Source organism: Ruegeria sp. CDSB013 (assembly GCF_059611165.1).
Genome location: NZ_JBXWPA010000004.1, coordinates 374,413 through 389,406 on the forward strand (window position 1 = coordinate 374,413; position 14,994 = coordinate 389,406).

General features: G+C 57.1%; 14 protein-coding genes. 6 read left to right on the plus strand and 8 right to left on the minus strand.

The window, feature by feature from the left end; translation table 11 throughout:
• Positions 1-59: 59 nt before the first annotated feature.
• Entirely contained in the window at positions 60-1,019 is a 960-nt protein-coding gene (locus tag AC2FJF_RS09945) for a tripartite tricarboxylate transporter substrate binding protein (RefSeq protein ID WP_496725097.1), read from the minus strand.
• A 100-nt stretch (positions 1,020-1,119) separates the two neighbouring features.
• Here AC2FJF_RS09945 and AC2FJF_RS09950 point away from each other — a divergent pair, with 100 nt between their 5' ends.
• From AC2FJF_RS09950 to AC2FJF_RS09960, 3 genes are all read left to right on the plus strand, one after another.
• Positions 1,120-2,034 carry a LysR family transcriptional regulator gene (locus AC2FJF_RS09950; protein WP_496725099.1) on the plus strand — a complete coding sequence of 305 codons (915 nt, stop codon included), beginning with the start codon at positions 1,120-1,122 and terminating at the stop codon, positions 2,032-2,034.
• A 74-nt stretch (positions 2,035-2,108) separates the two neighbouring features.
• Positions 2,109-2,948, plus strand: a complete 840-nt coding sequence (locus AC2FJF_RS09955) for a hypothetical protein (protein ID WP_496725101.1) — start codon at positions 2,109-2,111, stop codon at positions 2,946-2,948.
• A gap of 268 nt (positions 2,949-3,216) precedes the next feature.
• Positions 3,217-4,215, plus strand: a complete 999-nt coding sequence (locus tag AC2FJF_RS09960; RefSeq protein WP_496725103.1) for a LacI family DNA-binding transcriptional regulator — start codon at positions 3,217-3,219, stop codon at positions 4,213-4,215.
• On the opposite strand, the gene AC2FJF_RS09965 is transcribed toward AC2FJF_RS09960, so the two are convergent.
• A complete protein-coding gene (locus tag AC2FJF_RS09965; RefSeq protein ID WP_496725105.1) occupies positions 4,216-5,349 on the minus strand; it encodes a Gfo/Idh/MocA family protein in 1,134 nt (377 codons plus the stop codon).
• Between the two features lie 39 nt (positions 5,350-5,388).
• The gene (locus AC2FJF_RS09970; RefSeq protein ID WP_496725107.1) at positions 5,389-6,492 is read right to left on the minus strand and encodes a Gfo/Idh/MocA family protein; all 1,104 of its coding nucleotides are present in this window, start codon (positions 6,490-6,492) and stop codon (positions 5,389-5,391) included.
• A gap of 115 nt (positions 6,493-6,607) precedes the next feature.
• Here AC2FJF_RS09970 and iolC point away from each other — a divergent pair, with 115 nt between their 5' ends.
• Genes iolC through AC2FJF_RS09985 form a run of 3 tightly spaced genes read left to right on the plus strand, consistent with a single transcriptional unit; the run spans position 6,608 to position 9,270 of the window.
• Positions 6,608-7,588 carry a 5-dehydro-2-deoxygluconokinase gene (gene iolC, locus AC2FJF_RS09975; protein WP_496725109.1) on the plus strand — a complete coding sequence of 327 codons (981 nt, stop codon included), beginning with the start codon at positions 6,608-6,610 and terminating at the stop codon, positions 7,586-7,588.
• A 9-nt stretch (positions 7,589-7,597) separates the two neighbouring features.
• Positions 7,598-8,434 (plus strand): 5-deoxy-glucuronate isomerase, encoded by an 837-nt coding sequence (locus tag AC2FJF_RS09980; RefSeq protein WP_496725111.1) that lies wholly within the window; start codon positions 7,598-7,600, stop codon positions 8,432-8,434.
• Entirely contained in the window at positions 8,431-9,270 is an 840-nt protein-coding gene (locus AC2FJF_RS09985; protein ID WP_496725113.1) for a class II fructose-bisphosphate aldolase, read from the plus strand. The genes AC2FJF_RS09980 and AC2FJF_RS09985 overlap by 4 nt, the downstream gene beginning before the upstream one ends.
• Before the next feature lie 9 nt (positions 9,271-9,279).
• Here AC2FJF_RS09985 and iolB read toward each other — a convergent pair whose 3' ends face one another.
• The 5 genes from iolB to AC2FJF_RS10010 all read right to left on the minus strand — a co-directional run bounded on the left by iolB (position 9,280) and on the right by AC2FJF_RS10010 (position 14,994).
• Complete coding sequence (iolB, locus tag AC2FJF_RS09990; protein ID WP_496725115.1) at positions 9,280-10,086, minus strand: 5-deoxy-glucuronate isomerase; 807 nt, start codon at positions 10,084-10,086, stop codon at positions 9,280-9,282.
• A gap of 48 nt (positions 10,087-10,134) precedes the next feature.
• A complete protein-coding gene (locus tag AC2FJF_RS09995; protein WP_496725117.1) occupies positions 10,135-11,316 on the minus strand; it encodes a phytanoyl-CoA dioxygenase family protein in 1,182 nt (393 codons plus the stop codon).
• Between the two features lie 49 nt (positions 11,317-11,365).
• Positions 11,366-12,265, minus strand: a complete 900-nt coding sequence (gene iolE / locus AC2FJF_RS10000) for a myo-inosose-2 dehydratase (RefSeq protein WP_496725119.1) — start codon at positions 12,263-12,265, stop codon at positions 11,366-11,368.
• The gene (gene iolD / locus AC2FJF_RS10005) at positions 12,262-14,094 is read right to left on the minus strand and encodes a 3D-(3,5/4)-trihydroxycyclohexane-1,2-dione acylhydrolase (decyclizing) (protein ID WP_496725121.1); all 1,833 of its coding nucleotides are present in this window, start codon (positions 14,092-14,094) and stop codon (positions 12,262-12,264) included. The genes iolE and iolD overlap by 4 nt, the downstream gene beginning before the upstream one ends.
• An 81-nt stretch (positions 14,095-14,175) precedes the next feature.
• Positions 14,176-14,994, minus strand: a complete 819-nt coding sequence (locus tag AC2FJF_RS10010; protein ID WP_496725123.1) for an ATP-binding cassette domain-containing protein — start codon at positions 14,992-14,994, stop codon at positions 14,176-14,178.

Genomic DNA, 14,994 nt, shown 5'->3' on the forward strand with positions numbered 1-14,994 from the left:
CCTGATTGCGTTAGATACAAAAAGGCCGGGGGAAGAATATCCACCCGGCCCCGAGGACTTTAGTTGGTCAGACTTTCGACCAGGGGAGCGGCGTCCTCTTTCATGGCGGACAGCGTTGCTTTGGCGTCCGCACCATTCTGATAGACCGGGCCTGTTCCGCGCGAGGCCAGCAGTTCGGCAAATTCGGGTTTCGCGGCGATCTGCTCCAGCGCAGTTTCCATCGCGGCAACGACCTCGGCCGGGGTGCCCTTCGGGGCGAAAACGATGACTGGCGAAGATACAGCGGCAAACGGGATGCCCAGCTCACCAAATGCAGGCACGTCTTTCATGATGCCATCACGTTCTTGGCTGTTGACCGCCAGAGCGCGAAGCTGCTCTTCAAACCCTGCCAGCTGCTGAACACCCAGGAAACCAAAGTCAGCCTGTTCACCGATCAGTGCCGCGCGGGTCGGTCCGCCACCTTTGAACGGTACATCCTGCGCTTCGATGTCATTGCTGGCCAGGAAGCCCATGCCGCCAACGTGGTGGAAGCCTCCGCGACCCGAATGGGCCCAACGCAATTGACCGGGGTTGGCTTTGGCCGCGTCGATCACGTCCTGAACGGACTCGAACGGGCTGTTCAGCGGCACCATCAGCGACGTTTGCAGCTGACCGACCTGAGCAACAAACTCAAAGCTGTCCAGCGCATCGATATCGGTGTCACGTGTCATGGTCGACAACAGGAACGAACCGCCCGAAGTCATCATCAAAGTATAGCCGTCAGGGCGTGCACCCACGACCGAGTTCGCACCATTCAGACCGCCCGAGCCGGGTTTGTTCACGACGACTACTGGAACGTCCAGAATGCCTTCGGCTGCTGCCGAAATAGCGCGGGCATAAGCGTCTGTACCGCCGCCGGCTTTGTAAGGAACAACCAGGTTGATCGGGCGCTTCGGCCAGTCGGCTGCGAAACTTGCTGTTGCTGTTGCAACCACGGTTACTGCCGCCAGAACAGCAGTGAGAATTGTTCTACGCTTCATAGCATCCTCCCTAAGATGCGATCAAAATTAGCTTAAATTCAGTGTTAATAAAAATGCAAAGATGTTATCTTATCTTGCAAAATAGTAAAGAGTCTGCCTGATGAACATCAAAGCCCTTCGCGCCTTTCGTGCCACCCTTTCCGAAGGAACGCTGGTTGCTGCCTCTGAAATCCTGCACCTGAGTCAACCTGCAATCAGCCGACTGATTTCCGGGCTTGAGGCAGAATTGGGCCTGACCCTGTTTGACCGCAGTGGCCGCAACTTGACTCCGACACGCGAAGGGTTGGCATTCTACCGCGAAGCCGGGCGTATCCTGGACAACCTTGATGAAGTGCCCCGCATCGCTGCAGAGATTAAAGCCGGACGTACGGAAACACTGCGCGTGGTCACGATGCCGCGTATCGCACGGGCAATTTCGGCGCCTGCACTTGCGATGTTTTTGCAAGCCCACCCTGATACAAACGTAACCCTGGACATCCGGGCACGACGTGAGGCCAGCAAATGGCTTGCCGGACGTGAATATGACATCGGCATCGGAGCATTGCCGGTTGAGCATCCGGGCGTCAGGACAAAACCCCTGCTGCGGGTGCGGGCGCAGGCCGTTTTGCCGGTTGCGCATGCATTGTCTGATCGCAAGTCGGTTACGGCGACAGATCTTGCCCGCGAGCCGGTCATTCGGCTGATGAACGGGCTTCTATTGCGCGAACAGCTTGATGACATCTTCCGGTCTGCGGGCGTCAATCCCAGACATACCTGCGAAGTCGCGGCGTCCCAGCTTGCCTGTTCGCTTGTCGCGGAAGGCGCCGGTATAACCATTGCTGACGAGTTGGTCGCAGCACAGGAAACAAAAGAACGTCTGGCCCTGGTTCCGATCGCGCCAGAGCGTTGGATGACCTTTGGTTTGTTGTACCCCGCAACGCAGGAGAAATCTCAGGCGCTTCAGGATTTTGAAGATGTTCTGTTTTGGCAGGCGTCCGAGCTATGCAAGAACAGCCCAACTTTGTTTCTTGCCTGACAATCGTTGCCAGGCGGGTTCAGGCCCATGTCCCATGCCATACATAGGCCAAAGCAACGATTGCAACAGAGCCGATGCTCAAGCATCTTGAAACCCCCGATCCACGATCATTCATGGGCTGCGCGAATTGCGTGGCGCAGCTGACGGACACCAAAATGAAAAAGTTGAGCGCAATCGTCGCAGACTGCCGGGTCATCAATTCACCCGATAACAATAGCAGACGACTTCATATGACCAACTTGATGAACAAGCACGGCATCAGGTTTTCATTTTCAGAAGGCAGCACCGGACAAAGCCATGCCTTAAACTGCGCCCGTGCCCACCTTGCAGCGCTTGAGTCACTCAAAACGCTCCCGGCATTGGTTCTGGAGGATGATGTCTCCGCGTCGACCGAAGACCTGACCATTCCTGAAATTCCAAAAGATGCGGACGTTGTTTATTTGGGGGTTTCGCCCTTCGGCTGCTTTCCCTGGACACGTCGCTATGTTCAACGTTTCGGCCACCGCGCGCATTACAACCTTGCACTCGCTTCGACTGAGAACAGTAATTGGCTGAGGCTGCATTCTATGGCCGGTGCAATAGCTATTCTCTATGTGTCACCAGCAGGTCTGGATGCGTGGCGGTATTCCATGCGGGCGGCCATAAAACGGAGTAAGCCGTTTGATTTGTTCACAGCCTACAAGATGACGTCCCTGAACGTTTATGCACCTCACCGCCCCGTTTTTTACGAAGAACCCAGCCTGCAGCGCCCTCTTAAGCATGTTACCCCGGAACAAAGACTGCAATGGACGACAACACCCTTGTCGCCCGTCAAAGAAGGCACAATCGTCACTATGCCCACCAAAAGCGGGGCAATGCGCGCTCGGGCTGAAGTGTGCGGAGATAACCGTCTTGAATGGTCACTGCTTCAATGAGGTCGGAAAAGGGGTATTCTCAAGTTGCTGGCCACATAGTGTCGGGGTTGTTAAGTACGGTGCGCCTTCTGATACCACCTTCGACACAGCGCCTGGACCCACAGATTGCAACCAAGTCCGAGTGCCAAAGCCCTGGCATGCCCCTTTGCAAGGAACCCAACGTCTTTTCAGCGCAGCGTTGCAACCGATTGCAAACCTGACGCAATGCGGCGTAGTATTTTCCCATGAATTTAACTGAAAGCCACCCCCGAACCTATCGGTGCCAGCCATGAGTGTGACCCTCAAAGAAGTGGCCGCGCTGGCCGGTGTATCCCGCTCTGCCGTGTCGCGGACCTTTACCGAAGGCGCATCCGTCTCACCAAAGACACGTAGCAAGGTGGAAAAGGCTGCAGCCGAACTAGGGTACAGCCCGAATGCCTTGGCTTCTTCGCTGACAACCGGACGCACCAAGTTGATCGGGTTGATTTCCAACAACTTCCACAACCCCATTTTTCTTGAGGTCTTTGACCAGTTCACCCGCGCCCTGCAGGAACGCGGCCTGCGTCCGCTGATCGTGAACCTGACCGATGAAACCGAGCCGACAAACTCGGTCCGGATGCTGCGGCAGTATTCTGTGGATGCTGCCATCGTCGCCTCATCTACCTTGCCCCCCAGCTTTGCCAAGGCGTTCCACGATGCAGGCGTTCCGGTTGTGCACACTTTCGGTCGATCAGCGACGTCGCCAGAGGTGCATGTTGTAGGCATCGACAATGTTGAATGTGGGCGCATGGCCGCGCGCGAGCTGTCGTCGCGGGGGTATCGTCGAATCGGCTATCTGGGCGGCCCGAAAGATGCGACATCGGCGATGGATCGGTATCGCGGCTTCATGGAAGAAGTTGAAAAGCACCCGGGACTCGAAGTGACGCATTGCTTCGCAGGCGCCTATTCATTTGAAGCCGGGCGAGAAGAAATGCTTCAGCAACTGGCGGAAGGCCCTGCAGAAGGGTACTTTTGCGGCGACGACATTCTGTCCATAGGTGCCCTGTCCGCATTGTCCGATCACGGGCTGAAACCGGGCAAAGATATTGGCATCATCGGCCTGAACGACATGGAGATGTCGCGCTGGGAAAGCGTGGACCTGACGACGATCCATCAGCCTATCAAGCAAATCATTACCGCCTCCGTCGATCTGGTCGAAGAGATGCTGAAAGACCCCGAGCGTTACCCCGAGGCCCGTATTTTCCCCTGCCGTGTGATCGAGCGGGGCACACTGCGACCCCGACCCTGATCAGCGAAACATTGGCGGGCGCGCGTCCGTCCATGCCCCGTCATTTTTCGCCGAAGCCACTGCGGCATGCACGGCTGCAATCGACCGCACTCCGTCGGCAGGTGTCGGCAGACCATCACGCGCCTCTCCGCGAATAGCATCGGCAAGATCGCAATAGATGTTGGCGACGGCCAGCGGGAACCCTTCGGGATGGGCGATCGCCACACGGGACAATCGTTGCGCATCATCGTGAAGACCGCCTTCGCCTTTTTCGATGATCTGCGTGCGGCTACCTACAGGCGTATAGATCAACTGATTGGGCTGCTCGGACGTCCAGCGAAGACCTCCGGTTTCGCCAAAGACCTGAATGTCAAACCCGTGCTGACGCCCAATTGCCACCGAAGAGGTCCACAAACGCCCGACAGCACCGCCTTCGGTCCGGAAGTTGACCATGGCGTCGTCCTCAAGTTCGCGGCTTGAAATGGTCGATGCCATATCGGCAGACAGGGACTTAACTTCATCGTCACTGATGAAGCTGGCCATGTGAAGCGCATGGATACCGCAATCTGCGAACTGGCCAGACACACCCGCCATCGCCGGATCATAGCGCCACCGCACCCGCGGGTTATCGGCGTCAGTCGCGTCACCATGGTGGCCATGGCTGAAATTCGTCACAACCAGGCGAACCTTGCCAATATCCCCGGCGCGAACCATCGCACGCGCCTGGCGCACCATCGGATAAGCAGAGTAGCAATAATTCACCGCACAAATCTTGTCCGAGGCCTCTGCAACGCGAACGATCTCTTCGCCCTCTTCCACGGTCATTGTCATTGGCTTTTCGCAAAGCACATTGAACCCGGCTTCAAGGAACGTTTTGGCAATCTCAAAATGGGTGGAGTTCGGAGTGGCGATGGTCACCAGATCAACCCGGTCGGGGCGGTCCTTTTCCCCGGCCAGCATTTCCTGCCAGTCGCCATAGGCGCGATCCGACGCCACTCCAAGTCGTTGCGCATATTCTCGCCCAACATCGGGTCGGTGATCCAAAGCACCCGCAGCGAATTCAAACATCCCATCCGCCAACGCTCCTAACCGGTGTGCGGGTCCGATCTGACTGCCTTCACCACCACCAATCATGCCCCATTTCAGCTTTGCCATGGTTCTCGTCTCTCTTAGATGATCTCTTAGTTTTTGTGTTCAGACGGTGCTGACGTCCTGCCATTGCCGCTGCTCTGACGACATTAGCGCAGCAGCAAGGACGCAGTTGACCTCATGCCCATCTCGGAATGTGGGCCAGATTGATTTGCCCGTGTGAATGGCCTCAAGAAAATCTTTGGCCTCGATGATGATCTGGTCCTGATAACCTGTTCCATGACCCGGGCCCTGACAGAAAGGCTCGTAGTCGGGGTGCGCCGGACCCGTCAGGATCTTGGTGAAGCCCCTTTCTTCCTCTGGTCCTTCGCGTCGATAAAGCCACAGGGCGTTCTGATCTTCCTGATCGAACCGGATTGCGCCTTTGGTGCCTGTAATTTCATAGGCATAGCCCATCTTTCGCCCCGTCGCGATGCGGCTGACATAGATATTACCCATCGCACCACCGGCAAACCGGCACATTATCTGGGCGTGGTCATCATTGGTAACGGTGCCGCCTGGGCGTTCACTATGAACCGTTTCCACTTCGGCCATAACCTCGACAATCGGACCGATCAGGGCCAAAGCACCGTTGATCATATGTGGGGCAAGATCTCCGATCGTGCCGTTGGCCATTCCGGACGTCCGCCATGTGGCCGGGGCGTCAGGGTCGGCATAGAAGTCCTCAGTATGCTCGCCGCGAAACCAGGTTATGTCCCCCAATTCACCGTTGGCGATCAATTGACGAGCAAACTGTGTTGCGGGCGTTCTGACATAGTTGAACCCGACCATATTGGTGACGCCCGCGGCCTCGGCCGCGGCAATCATCGCGCGTCCATCATCCAAAGAAGATCCGAGGGGTTTTTCGCACAACACAGGCTTGCCCAAGGCTAACGCGGCCTCTGCAATCTGTCTATGCGTTGTTTGTGGCGAAGCAATCACGACAGCATCCACTGCCGGGTCATTGACCAGCATCGACCAATCGGAGGTCGCGCGACGAAAACCGTAAGCCGCGCGGTATCGCTCGGCGCTTTCGGGTGTGGATGCGCAGATCATCTCAAGTCGTGGCCGCAAGGCTGTGTTGAACACTGCGCCTACGGCTGACATCGCGACTGAATGAGCTTTGCCCATATAGCCACCGCCGATTATTCCAATTCCGATTTCAGGCATCTGCAACGGCTCCGAACAATGTATTTGCAACCGGTTGCAAAATCAGTATCGTGTGAATCGATTCAACGCAAGGACCAACGATCCTCGCCAGCCCATTTTTGCCGGAGGACATGACGTGAGCGCTTTGATAGACGGTATCAAAGGAAACCGGTTCGCGGTCTTTGGACGCGCGGGCATGGACCTGTATGCCGATCCCGTTGGTGTTAAAAGCGAAGACGCCGACACGTTTCACGCCGATCTGGGCGGGTCATCAGCAAATATCTGCGCCGGGCTGGTCAAACTGGGCAGCCAGGCATCCTTGATCACTTCGGTCTCAGATGATGCGGTTGGCCGCTTCTGCCTGAATAAGCTTGCTCATTACGGTGTAGACACGTCCTATATCCACGTCGTCGGCGGTGAATACCGCATGTCTCTGGCCGTTTACGAAAGCCGGATCGAAGAATTTCAAAATGTCATCTACCGCAACGGCGCAGTCGACTTTCAGGTGACCGAGGATGACATGGACAAGGTCGACTACGGCAAATTTTCAGCCGTGATATCTGCCGGAACGGTGTTTGCCGCTGAACCCTCGCGCAGCGCCACGTTTCGCGCGTTCGAAAACGCCCGCAATGCGGGTTTGCCGGTAATTTTTGACATAGACTACCGTCCCTACAGTTGGCCATCACCGGAGGTTGCCGCCGAAGTCCTGTCGCGCGCGGGCGAAGCAAGCGATCTAATCGTCGGCAATGACGAAGAATTTGGGTTCATGGCAGGCGGCATCGACAAAGGCTTCGCCAAAGCCAAGGAGTTGGCGGCGAAACCGGGCCGGATCGTGATCTACAAGATGGGCGAAAAGGGCGCAGTCACGTTGCTCGATGATCAGGAAATCGAAACCGGCATCTATCCCGTCACAGCAGTCAAACCCAACGGTGCTGGCGACAGTTTCATGGCCGGCCTGCTGGCCTCGATCGCCGCTGGAAGCGAGCTTAAGGATGCGGCTATGCGCGGCTCAGCCTGCGCCTCAATCGTCGTGTCCAAGCCCGGCTGCGCTCCGGCCATGCCAACAACTCCGGAACTGGACGCATTTCTTGCCGCCCATCCCGGCCCAACGACATAGGAACCTCTCATGCACATCGCTCCCTATGACAATCAGAACAAACCGATCGTCGACGCCGATGATCCAACGGTTCCGCTGAATTACTTCAACATCGTCAAACTGAAAAAAGGCGAAGCGTTCGAGTATCAGGTGCCCGGTTACGAGACGTGTATCGTACCTGCCACGGGCAGTGTCGATGTCGATGTAGAAGGCGAGCAGTTCGCCAAGCTGGGCAAGCGGGGCGAAGACGTCTGGGATGGGGATCCGGAAGGCGTTTATGTGCCGGTCGGCGCTAAGGTCCAACTGGTCTGCGTGTCGGATGAAACCGAAATCTTCATAGCGGGCGCCAAGTACGACAAGGTACTGGATCCGTTCGATGTGCGTGAACACGACCTTGTGCAATACGGCAGCGACGACACTAAAACTCATCGCAAAATCAAACATATCCTCGGCCAGAAACAACACGACAAAGTGGGTCGCCTGCTGGTCAGTGAACTGTTCACCGTGGGTCAGGGCGGCTGGTCCGGCTTCCCCAGCCACAAGCATGACACGAACCGTCTGCCCGACGAGACGCGGCACGATGAGACCTACAATTTCCGTTTCAAACCCAACTGGGGATCGGGCCTTCAGATGTTGCAGCGTGAGGACAACGAACCGGGCGATGCGTACCACATCGTCGACGGCTCAACGATCTGCATCGACAAGGGGTACCACCCCTGCTGTGTTCTGCCGGGATACGAGATGTACTATTTCACCATCCTGGGCGGTCTGACTCAGCGTTCGCTGGTTCAGTACTTTCAACCAACCCATGCCTATCAGGTCGAGGCCATTCCGGGCATCAAAGACATGATTGCCAAATTCAAATGACCCTCGCTACGCTCAAAGACGTCCTCACCCCCGCATACGAAAACGGCTACGCTGTTGGCGGGCTTGTTACGCTGGGATGGGAGGATATGCGTGCCTATGTAGCCGCAGCCGAGGCGGAAAATGCGCCGGTGATCCTTCAGGCTGGTCCAAGCTGCCGCGAGCACACACCCCTGCCTGTTCTGGGCAAGATGTTTCGCTTCCTGGCGGAAAATGCCTCGGTTCCGGTCGCGGCCCATCTGGATCACGGTTATACATTCGAGGACTGCAAGATCGCATTGGACAGCGGGTTCACATCGCTCATGTTCGACGGGTCACGCAAGCCGCTGCAGCAAAACATCGACGAAACTGCTGCCATTGCCGAAATGGCCCATGCGGCAGGTATTTCCTGCGAAGGTGAGATCGGCTTTGTCGGCTATTCCGGCGGCGAAGGATCGAACGGGACAGATCCAAACGAGGCCGCGCAGTTCGCTCGTGAAAGCGGCGTGGACGCAATGGCCATCTCAGTCGGAAACGTTCATCTGCAACAGAACAAAGAAGGCGGTTTGGATGAGGTCCGCATCGCCGAAATCGACGCTGCGACAAGTGTTCCGTTGGTCATTCATGGCGGCTCTGGCGTGCCTGTGGAACAACGCAGCCGGTTGGCGCGGGAAACGTCGATCTGCAAGTTCAATATCGGTACCGAACTGCGCATGGCATTTGGTAACGCGCTGCGCGAGGCAGTCAACCGAGACCCTGATAGATTTGACCGCGTGACGATCCTGAAAGAGACCCACGACCCGGTTGAGGCGGCAGCTCGCATGGTCATTCGCGCCTTTGGTGCCCCTGTGCAAAGGTAGGCGTCGGCGTTACGCGTCGCGCTCCATGATCCATTCAACTTCGGGGGCCGGAACAAAGCGCCATTTGCGCAGCGGTCCGGCCATAACGTTCAGATAATACATCTCGAACCCATAAGGTGCGCCGCAGGGATGATGACCGCGGGGCACGCAGACAACATCGCCATCGGAAACAGCCATAGTCTCGTCTAATTGCCCGTCATCGGTATAGACGCGCTGAATCCCGAACCCATTCGCCGGGTTCAAGCGGTGGTAGTAGGTCTCTTCCAGATAGGTGATCCGCGGAAAATCATCTTCATCGTGTCGATGGCTGGGATACGACGACCAATGCCCGTTTGGCGTAAACACTTCGGTCACCAGAAGACTATCGGCAAAGTCCTCATTCTCCATCGCAATGTTGTTGATATAGCGCGTATTTACGCCCTTGCCGCGCTCGGTCAGAGTAATGCCTTCGGGGCCGATGCGTCGCGCAGAGTGGCCACTCTTGCCCGGGGCTGTACACACCGCAATCACGCAATCCGTTTCGGCTGTGGCCGTCCATTCTGTGCCGTTCGGCAGATAAAGACAGTGCGGCGGCGTCTTCTCAAAAACGTTCATCCGATCGCCCAGAACACCCCAGTCCCGCTCAGCTCCGGCGATGCGGGCCTTGCCCTCGACCATGACCAGAATGACCTCGCGATCACCCGTTGCCTCGGCCACTGTATCGCCTGCCCGAAGGTGGTAAAGCCCAAACCCCACATAGCGCCACCCGGCACTGGCCGGAGTGATGTCATGCACTTTACCTCGACGCCCAAAGGGCTTTTTGAGTAGGTCAGCCATGTTTTCTTCTCCGTATTGGGCGGGTTTGACTAACCCGTCCTTATTGTCTCAGGCGGCTTGCCTTGATTGCAGTGCCGAAAACGTCTCGGCCAATTGTGGTTCGGTCCAGCCTTCTGACACAGCACGACGCAAAATGTCGGCCTGACTTTCCGGGGCGTTGCCACCTACGGGCGGGTCCGTATCCAGATTGGTTGGGAAGGGATACCCCTCGGCTGTGGCAGCAATGGCCGCGTCCAATTCGGAAGCGACCAACGCGCCGCGCTGTTTCAACGCAACAAGCGACGGAAACACCACCTCGGACATAGACCGTCGGTCAACAACTTCCATTGCGCGGCCAAAGGCGGATGAGATTTGCAACAAGTTCGCCATCCGGTCGATATCCGCACTGCGATTTTCACCTGCCGCATGGAACAGTGCCGGATTGAAGAACACAGCATCCCCCTTGTCCAGCGCCAGCTGGATATAGCAGTCTTCGAAATGCGCGCGGTGACCCTCGTCATGAAACGCCAGGTAGCCCGGCGGATAAAGCTGCGAGAACGGCAGCAGCTTGGTTGGCCCGCTTTCGACCGGCATATCGCAATGGGCGACCGCCCCCTGCAACGTCAGTGATGCCGTGACCAGATGTGCATGTGCGGGATAGCGCGCAGCACTTTCTGCGCTCTGAAATCCAAGGTGGTAATCCCTGTGCGCCTGCTGCGCGTTACCGCCTGGACGCACTTGATTGATCTGTGCCGTGACCTGATAGTTTGGCCCCAACCACGCCTCGCAGGCTGCAGCAACAGCCGTGTTCCCGAAATAGAGGGCAAAGCCCTCGGGGTCGCGCAGGCATTGCTTTTGCAGGGCGTTCCAGATCCGATCATTGGCCCCGGACGCCGCAAAGTGGTCACCCTCTCCCGCGCCGCTTTGGCTTTCGTCAACTATGATCTGGCGAAAGACATCGGTTGCGCGGTCAATCACGGACGTATCGGCGAACGCACGTTTCAGAACGATCACGCCCGACGATTTGTCCAACACATGGCCCCACTCAGCCAGCAGAGCCTTACGCTTACCTACGTTTTCCAGCGCAGGGCGCAGCTCGTCCATGTCATAGACTGGAACGTTCTTTTCGATCGTCGTGGCGTACGGGACGACATCGGCTGTAAGGTTCTGCGAGGTCAACACCTTGAATTCATCCAGATCACAGGATTCCCGGTCGAAATAGCCGATAAAACCTAACTGTTGATCTACCATGATCTTCTCCTTTTTCATGGCTTAGGTGTTAACCCCGTAGGGAGAGTCGTTACGCCTGGACCTCCAAACCCGCCTGTCCACAGACGTCGAGAATGTGCTCGTAACCTTTCTTGGAGTATTCATATGGCGGTGCCTTGGCCGGGTCCTGTTCGGCCTCGACAACGATCCATCCGTTGTAACCCAAGGATTTGAGCGCATTCGCCACGGCCTGAAAATCGATACAACCATCGCCCGGCACGGTGAAAGCTCCGGCAACGACCGCGTCCAGGAAACTGCGGTCATTTTCTTTTACGTCCTGCACAATGGCCGGGCGGATGTCTTTGAAATGCACATGATGCACGCGATCACCCCAACGGTTCAGCGTTGCCATCACATCGCCACCACCGAATAGCAGGTGACCAGTGTCAAAGCACAACTTTACTTCGGGTCCAGACCCTTCCATCAACCAGTTCACGTCATCCTCTGTCTCGATGACCGTGCCCATGTGATGATGATAGGCCATCGGCATACCCTGGTCGGCCATCCATTTGGCCAGCTCGGTGATCTTGGCGGCATAGGCCAACACTTCGTCTTTGGTCAGCCTGGGTCGGTTGTTCACCGGCGTACCCGCTTGACCCTGCACGGTATTCGAGCATTCCGCATAGACGATGCACGGGCTGTTCAAGGCGACAAACTGCTCAACCTGTTCCCGCACGGCCTCACGTTCTGCAGCGAAATCATTGACCAGCGAGGCACCCGAGCACCACCCACCACAGAGCGCGATGTCGCTGCCTTCCAGATAGGCACGCAACCCTTCAGTATCGCTGGGCATCCGCTGGCCACGCTCGACACCGGTGTACCCGATCTCGCGCGCCTCTTTCAGGGCCTGTTCCATCGTGTACGCCGCCGTCAGGTCCGGCAAATCGTCATTTTGCCAGGCGATCGGAGAAATCCCGATTTTCACGCTCATTTCGTGTTTCTTTCCTTAATCGCCAGCTCATAAGCCGCGCGTTTTTCGTTAACTTCAGGACGGATGCTGACCTCAGGCACCGCCACTTCCCACCATGTGCCGCCGAACTCGGTCGACGGATACGGATCGGTGTCGATGACCACCACGTAAGGCCCTTTGACTTCGCCACGTTTGGCGAGTGCGTCTTCCAGTTCTGCAATCGAAGTGACCTTGATCGAAGTCGCCCCCATCGCCGCCGCATGGGCCGCGAAATCGATAGCAGAGGGGGTCTCATGCACGGCATGATCCAGCAGGTTGTTAAACTCGGCACCACCTGTGCCCATTTGCAGACGGTTGATGCAGCCAAAGCCGCGATTGTCGGTAATGACGACGGTAAACGAAACGCCCATCATCGCCGCCGTCGCCATTTCTGAATTCGCCATCATATAGGTGCCGTCGCCGGTAAAACAGATCACATCGCGATCCGGTTGCGCCATCTTGATGCCCATCGCACCGGCAATCTCATACCCCATGCAGCTAAAACCATATTCCATGTGATAGGCACCGGGACGTGGCGCTTTCCATAGTTTGTGTAGCTCTCCGGGCATGGTGCCCGCCGCGCACATGACGACAGTGTCATTGTTCGAGGCACGCTGGACCGCACCAACAACCTGCATATCTGTCGGCAATGCATTCCCGTCGCCGGGGGCATCGGTCAACTTGTCGACCTTGCCAAACCAATCCGCTTTAATTGTATCCGCAACCGGATCGGCGCGGTATCCCTGCAAGGCCGCTCCCAGCTCCTCTAGCCCAACGCGCGCATCGGATTGCAATGGCATCGCACCGTGCTTTTCCGCGTCATAAGCCGCAGTATTCAGGCAGATCATCTCGCGCTGAGGGTTTGAGAACAGGCCCCACGATCCGGTAGTGAAATCCTGCATGCGAGAGCCAACGGCCAGCACCAGATCCGCTTCAGCGCAAACAGAATTGGCCGGTTCGCAGCCAGTCACCCCTACAGGCCCGAGGTTCAACGGGTGATCCCATGCAAGCGCAGACTTACCTGCTTGTGTCTCGGTGATCGGGATATTGTGCGTTTCCACGAAACTCTGCAGCGCATCTGTAGCGCCAGAGTAGTGAACACCGCCACCCGCCACGATGACCGGGCGCTTTGCCGCCTTAATGGCCGCCACTGCACGAGCCAACTCTCCCTCATCCGGGCGAATGCGGCGCTGATACCAGACGCGCGGCTCAAAAAAGCTTTCGGGATAGTCATAGGCTTCAGCCTGCACATCCTGACAAAAGGCCAGAGTCGCCGGGCCACAATCGGCAGGATCCGTCATGGTGCGGAACGCCCGCGGCAATGCGGTCAGCAGATGTTCCGGCCGGCTGATCCGGTCGAAATACCTGCTTACGGGTTTAAAGCAATCGTTGACGCTGACTGTTCCGTCGCCAAAACTCTCGATTTGCTGCAACACCGGGTCGGGGCCACGCGTTGCAAATACGTCGCCGGGAATGATCAGAACCGGCAAGCGGTTCACATGCGCCAGCGCGGCGGCTGTCACCATATTGGTCGCGCCCGGCCCAATGGACGAGGTCACGGCCATCGCGCGCGTGCGCCGCATCTGCTTCGCATACGCGATAGCACAATGCGCCATCGTCTGTTCGTTATGGCCGCGATAGGTCGGCAGGCTGTCTTTTACAGCATGCAGCGCCTCGCCCAGGCCAGCTACGTTGCCGTGACCGAAAATAGCCCAGACACCTGCGATAAAAGGCTCTCCGGCCTCATTCATCTGCGCGCCCAGATAGCGAACCAGAGCTTGCGCTGCGGTCAGTCTGATAGTTTTGCCCATATTGATCCCTTTCAACTCAAGGCCACCCGGCCAGTCCGTTGAATACCAGTTTTTCGAAAGCTGGGTCTGCGCGGGACCGCGTCAGACCGTTCCACCCAAAGACCCTTCCAGCTGGGCCAGTTCCTGACCACCTGCCATCAAGTCCTGCAGTTCTTCGGGCGAGATTTCGCCGCGTTTGGCCGTGCCCAGAGTTTGACCCCGGTTCAACACGGTAAACCTATCGCCGACGGCCAGCGCGTGACGGACATTGTGGCTGATAAACACCACACCCACACCCTGACTGCGCACTTTGTCGATGGTTGCCAGAACGTTCGAGGTTTGGCGTACTCCAAGGGCCGACGTCGGCTCGTCCAGGATCAGGATCTTAGCGCCAAAGTGCACGGCACGTGCAATCGCAACTGTCTGACGCTCTCCGCCTGACAACGTTCCCACAGCCTGATCGGGGCCACGCAGGTTTATGCCCATCTTACGCATTTCTTCCATGGTGATTTCGTCGGCAAGTTTCTTGTCGAAGAAATTGATCCCTGCGACCTTGCGGGTCGGCTCATTTCCCATGAAGAAGTTCCGACTGACACTCATCAGCGGGATCATTGCCAGATGCTGGTGCACCGTCGCGATACCGGCTTCGATAGCATCGCGCGGGTCCTCGAAGTGCATAGGTTTGTCTTCGAAGATGATCTCACCTGCTGTCGGCTTGTGGACCCCGGACATTGTCTTGATGAAGGTCGATTTACCCGCACCATTGTCGCCCAGCAGGCAGTGACACTCCCCTGGCTTCAGATCAAAGCTGACCCCAGCCAAAGCAATTACGGAACCGAAGTGCTTTTGGATGTCGATCATCTGGATGATCGGCTTTTTGTCCTGTGCATCGCCGTGATGGAATTTGCTATCTTCAGTCAT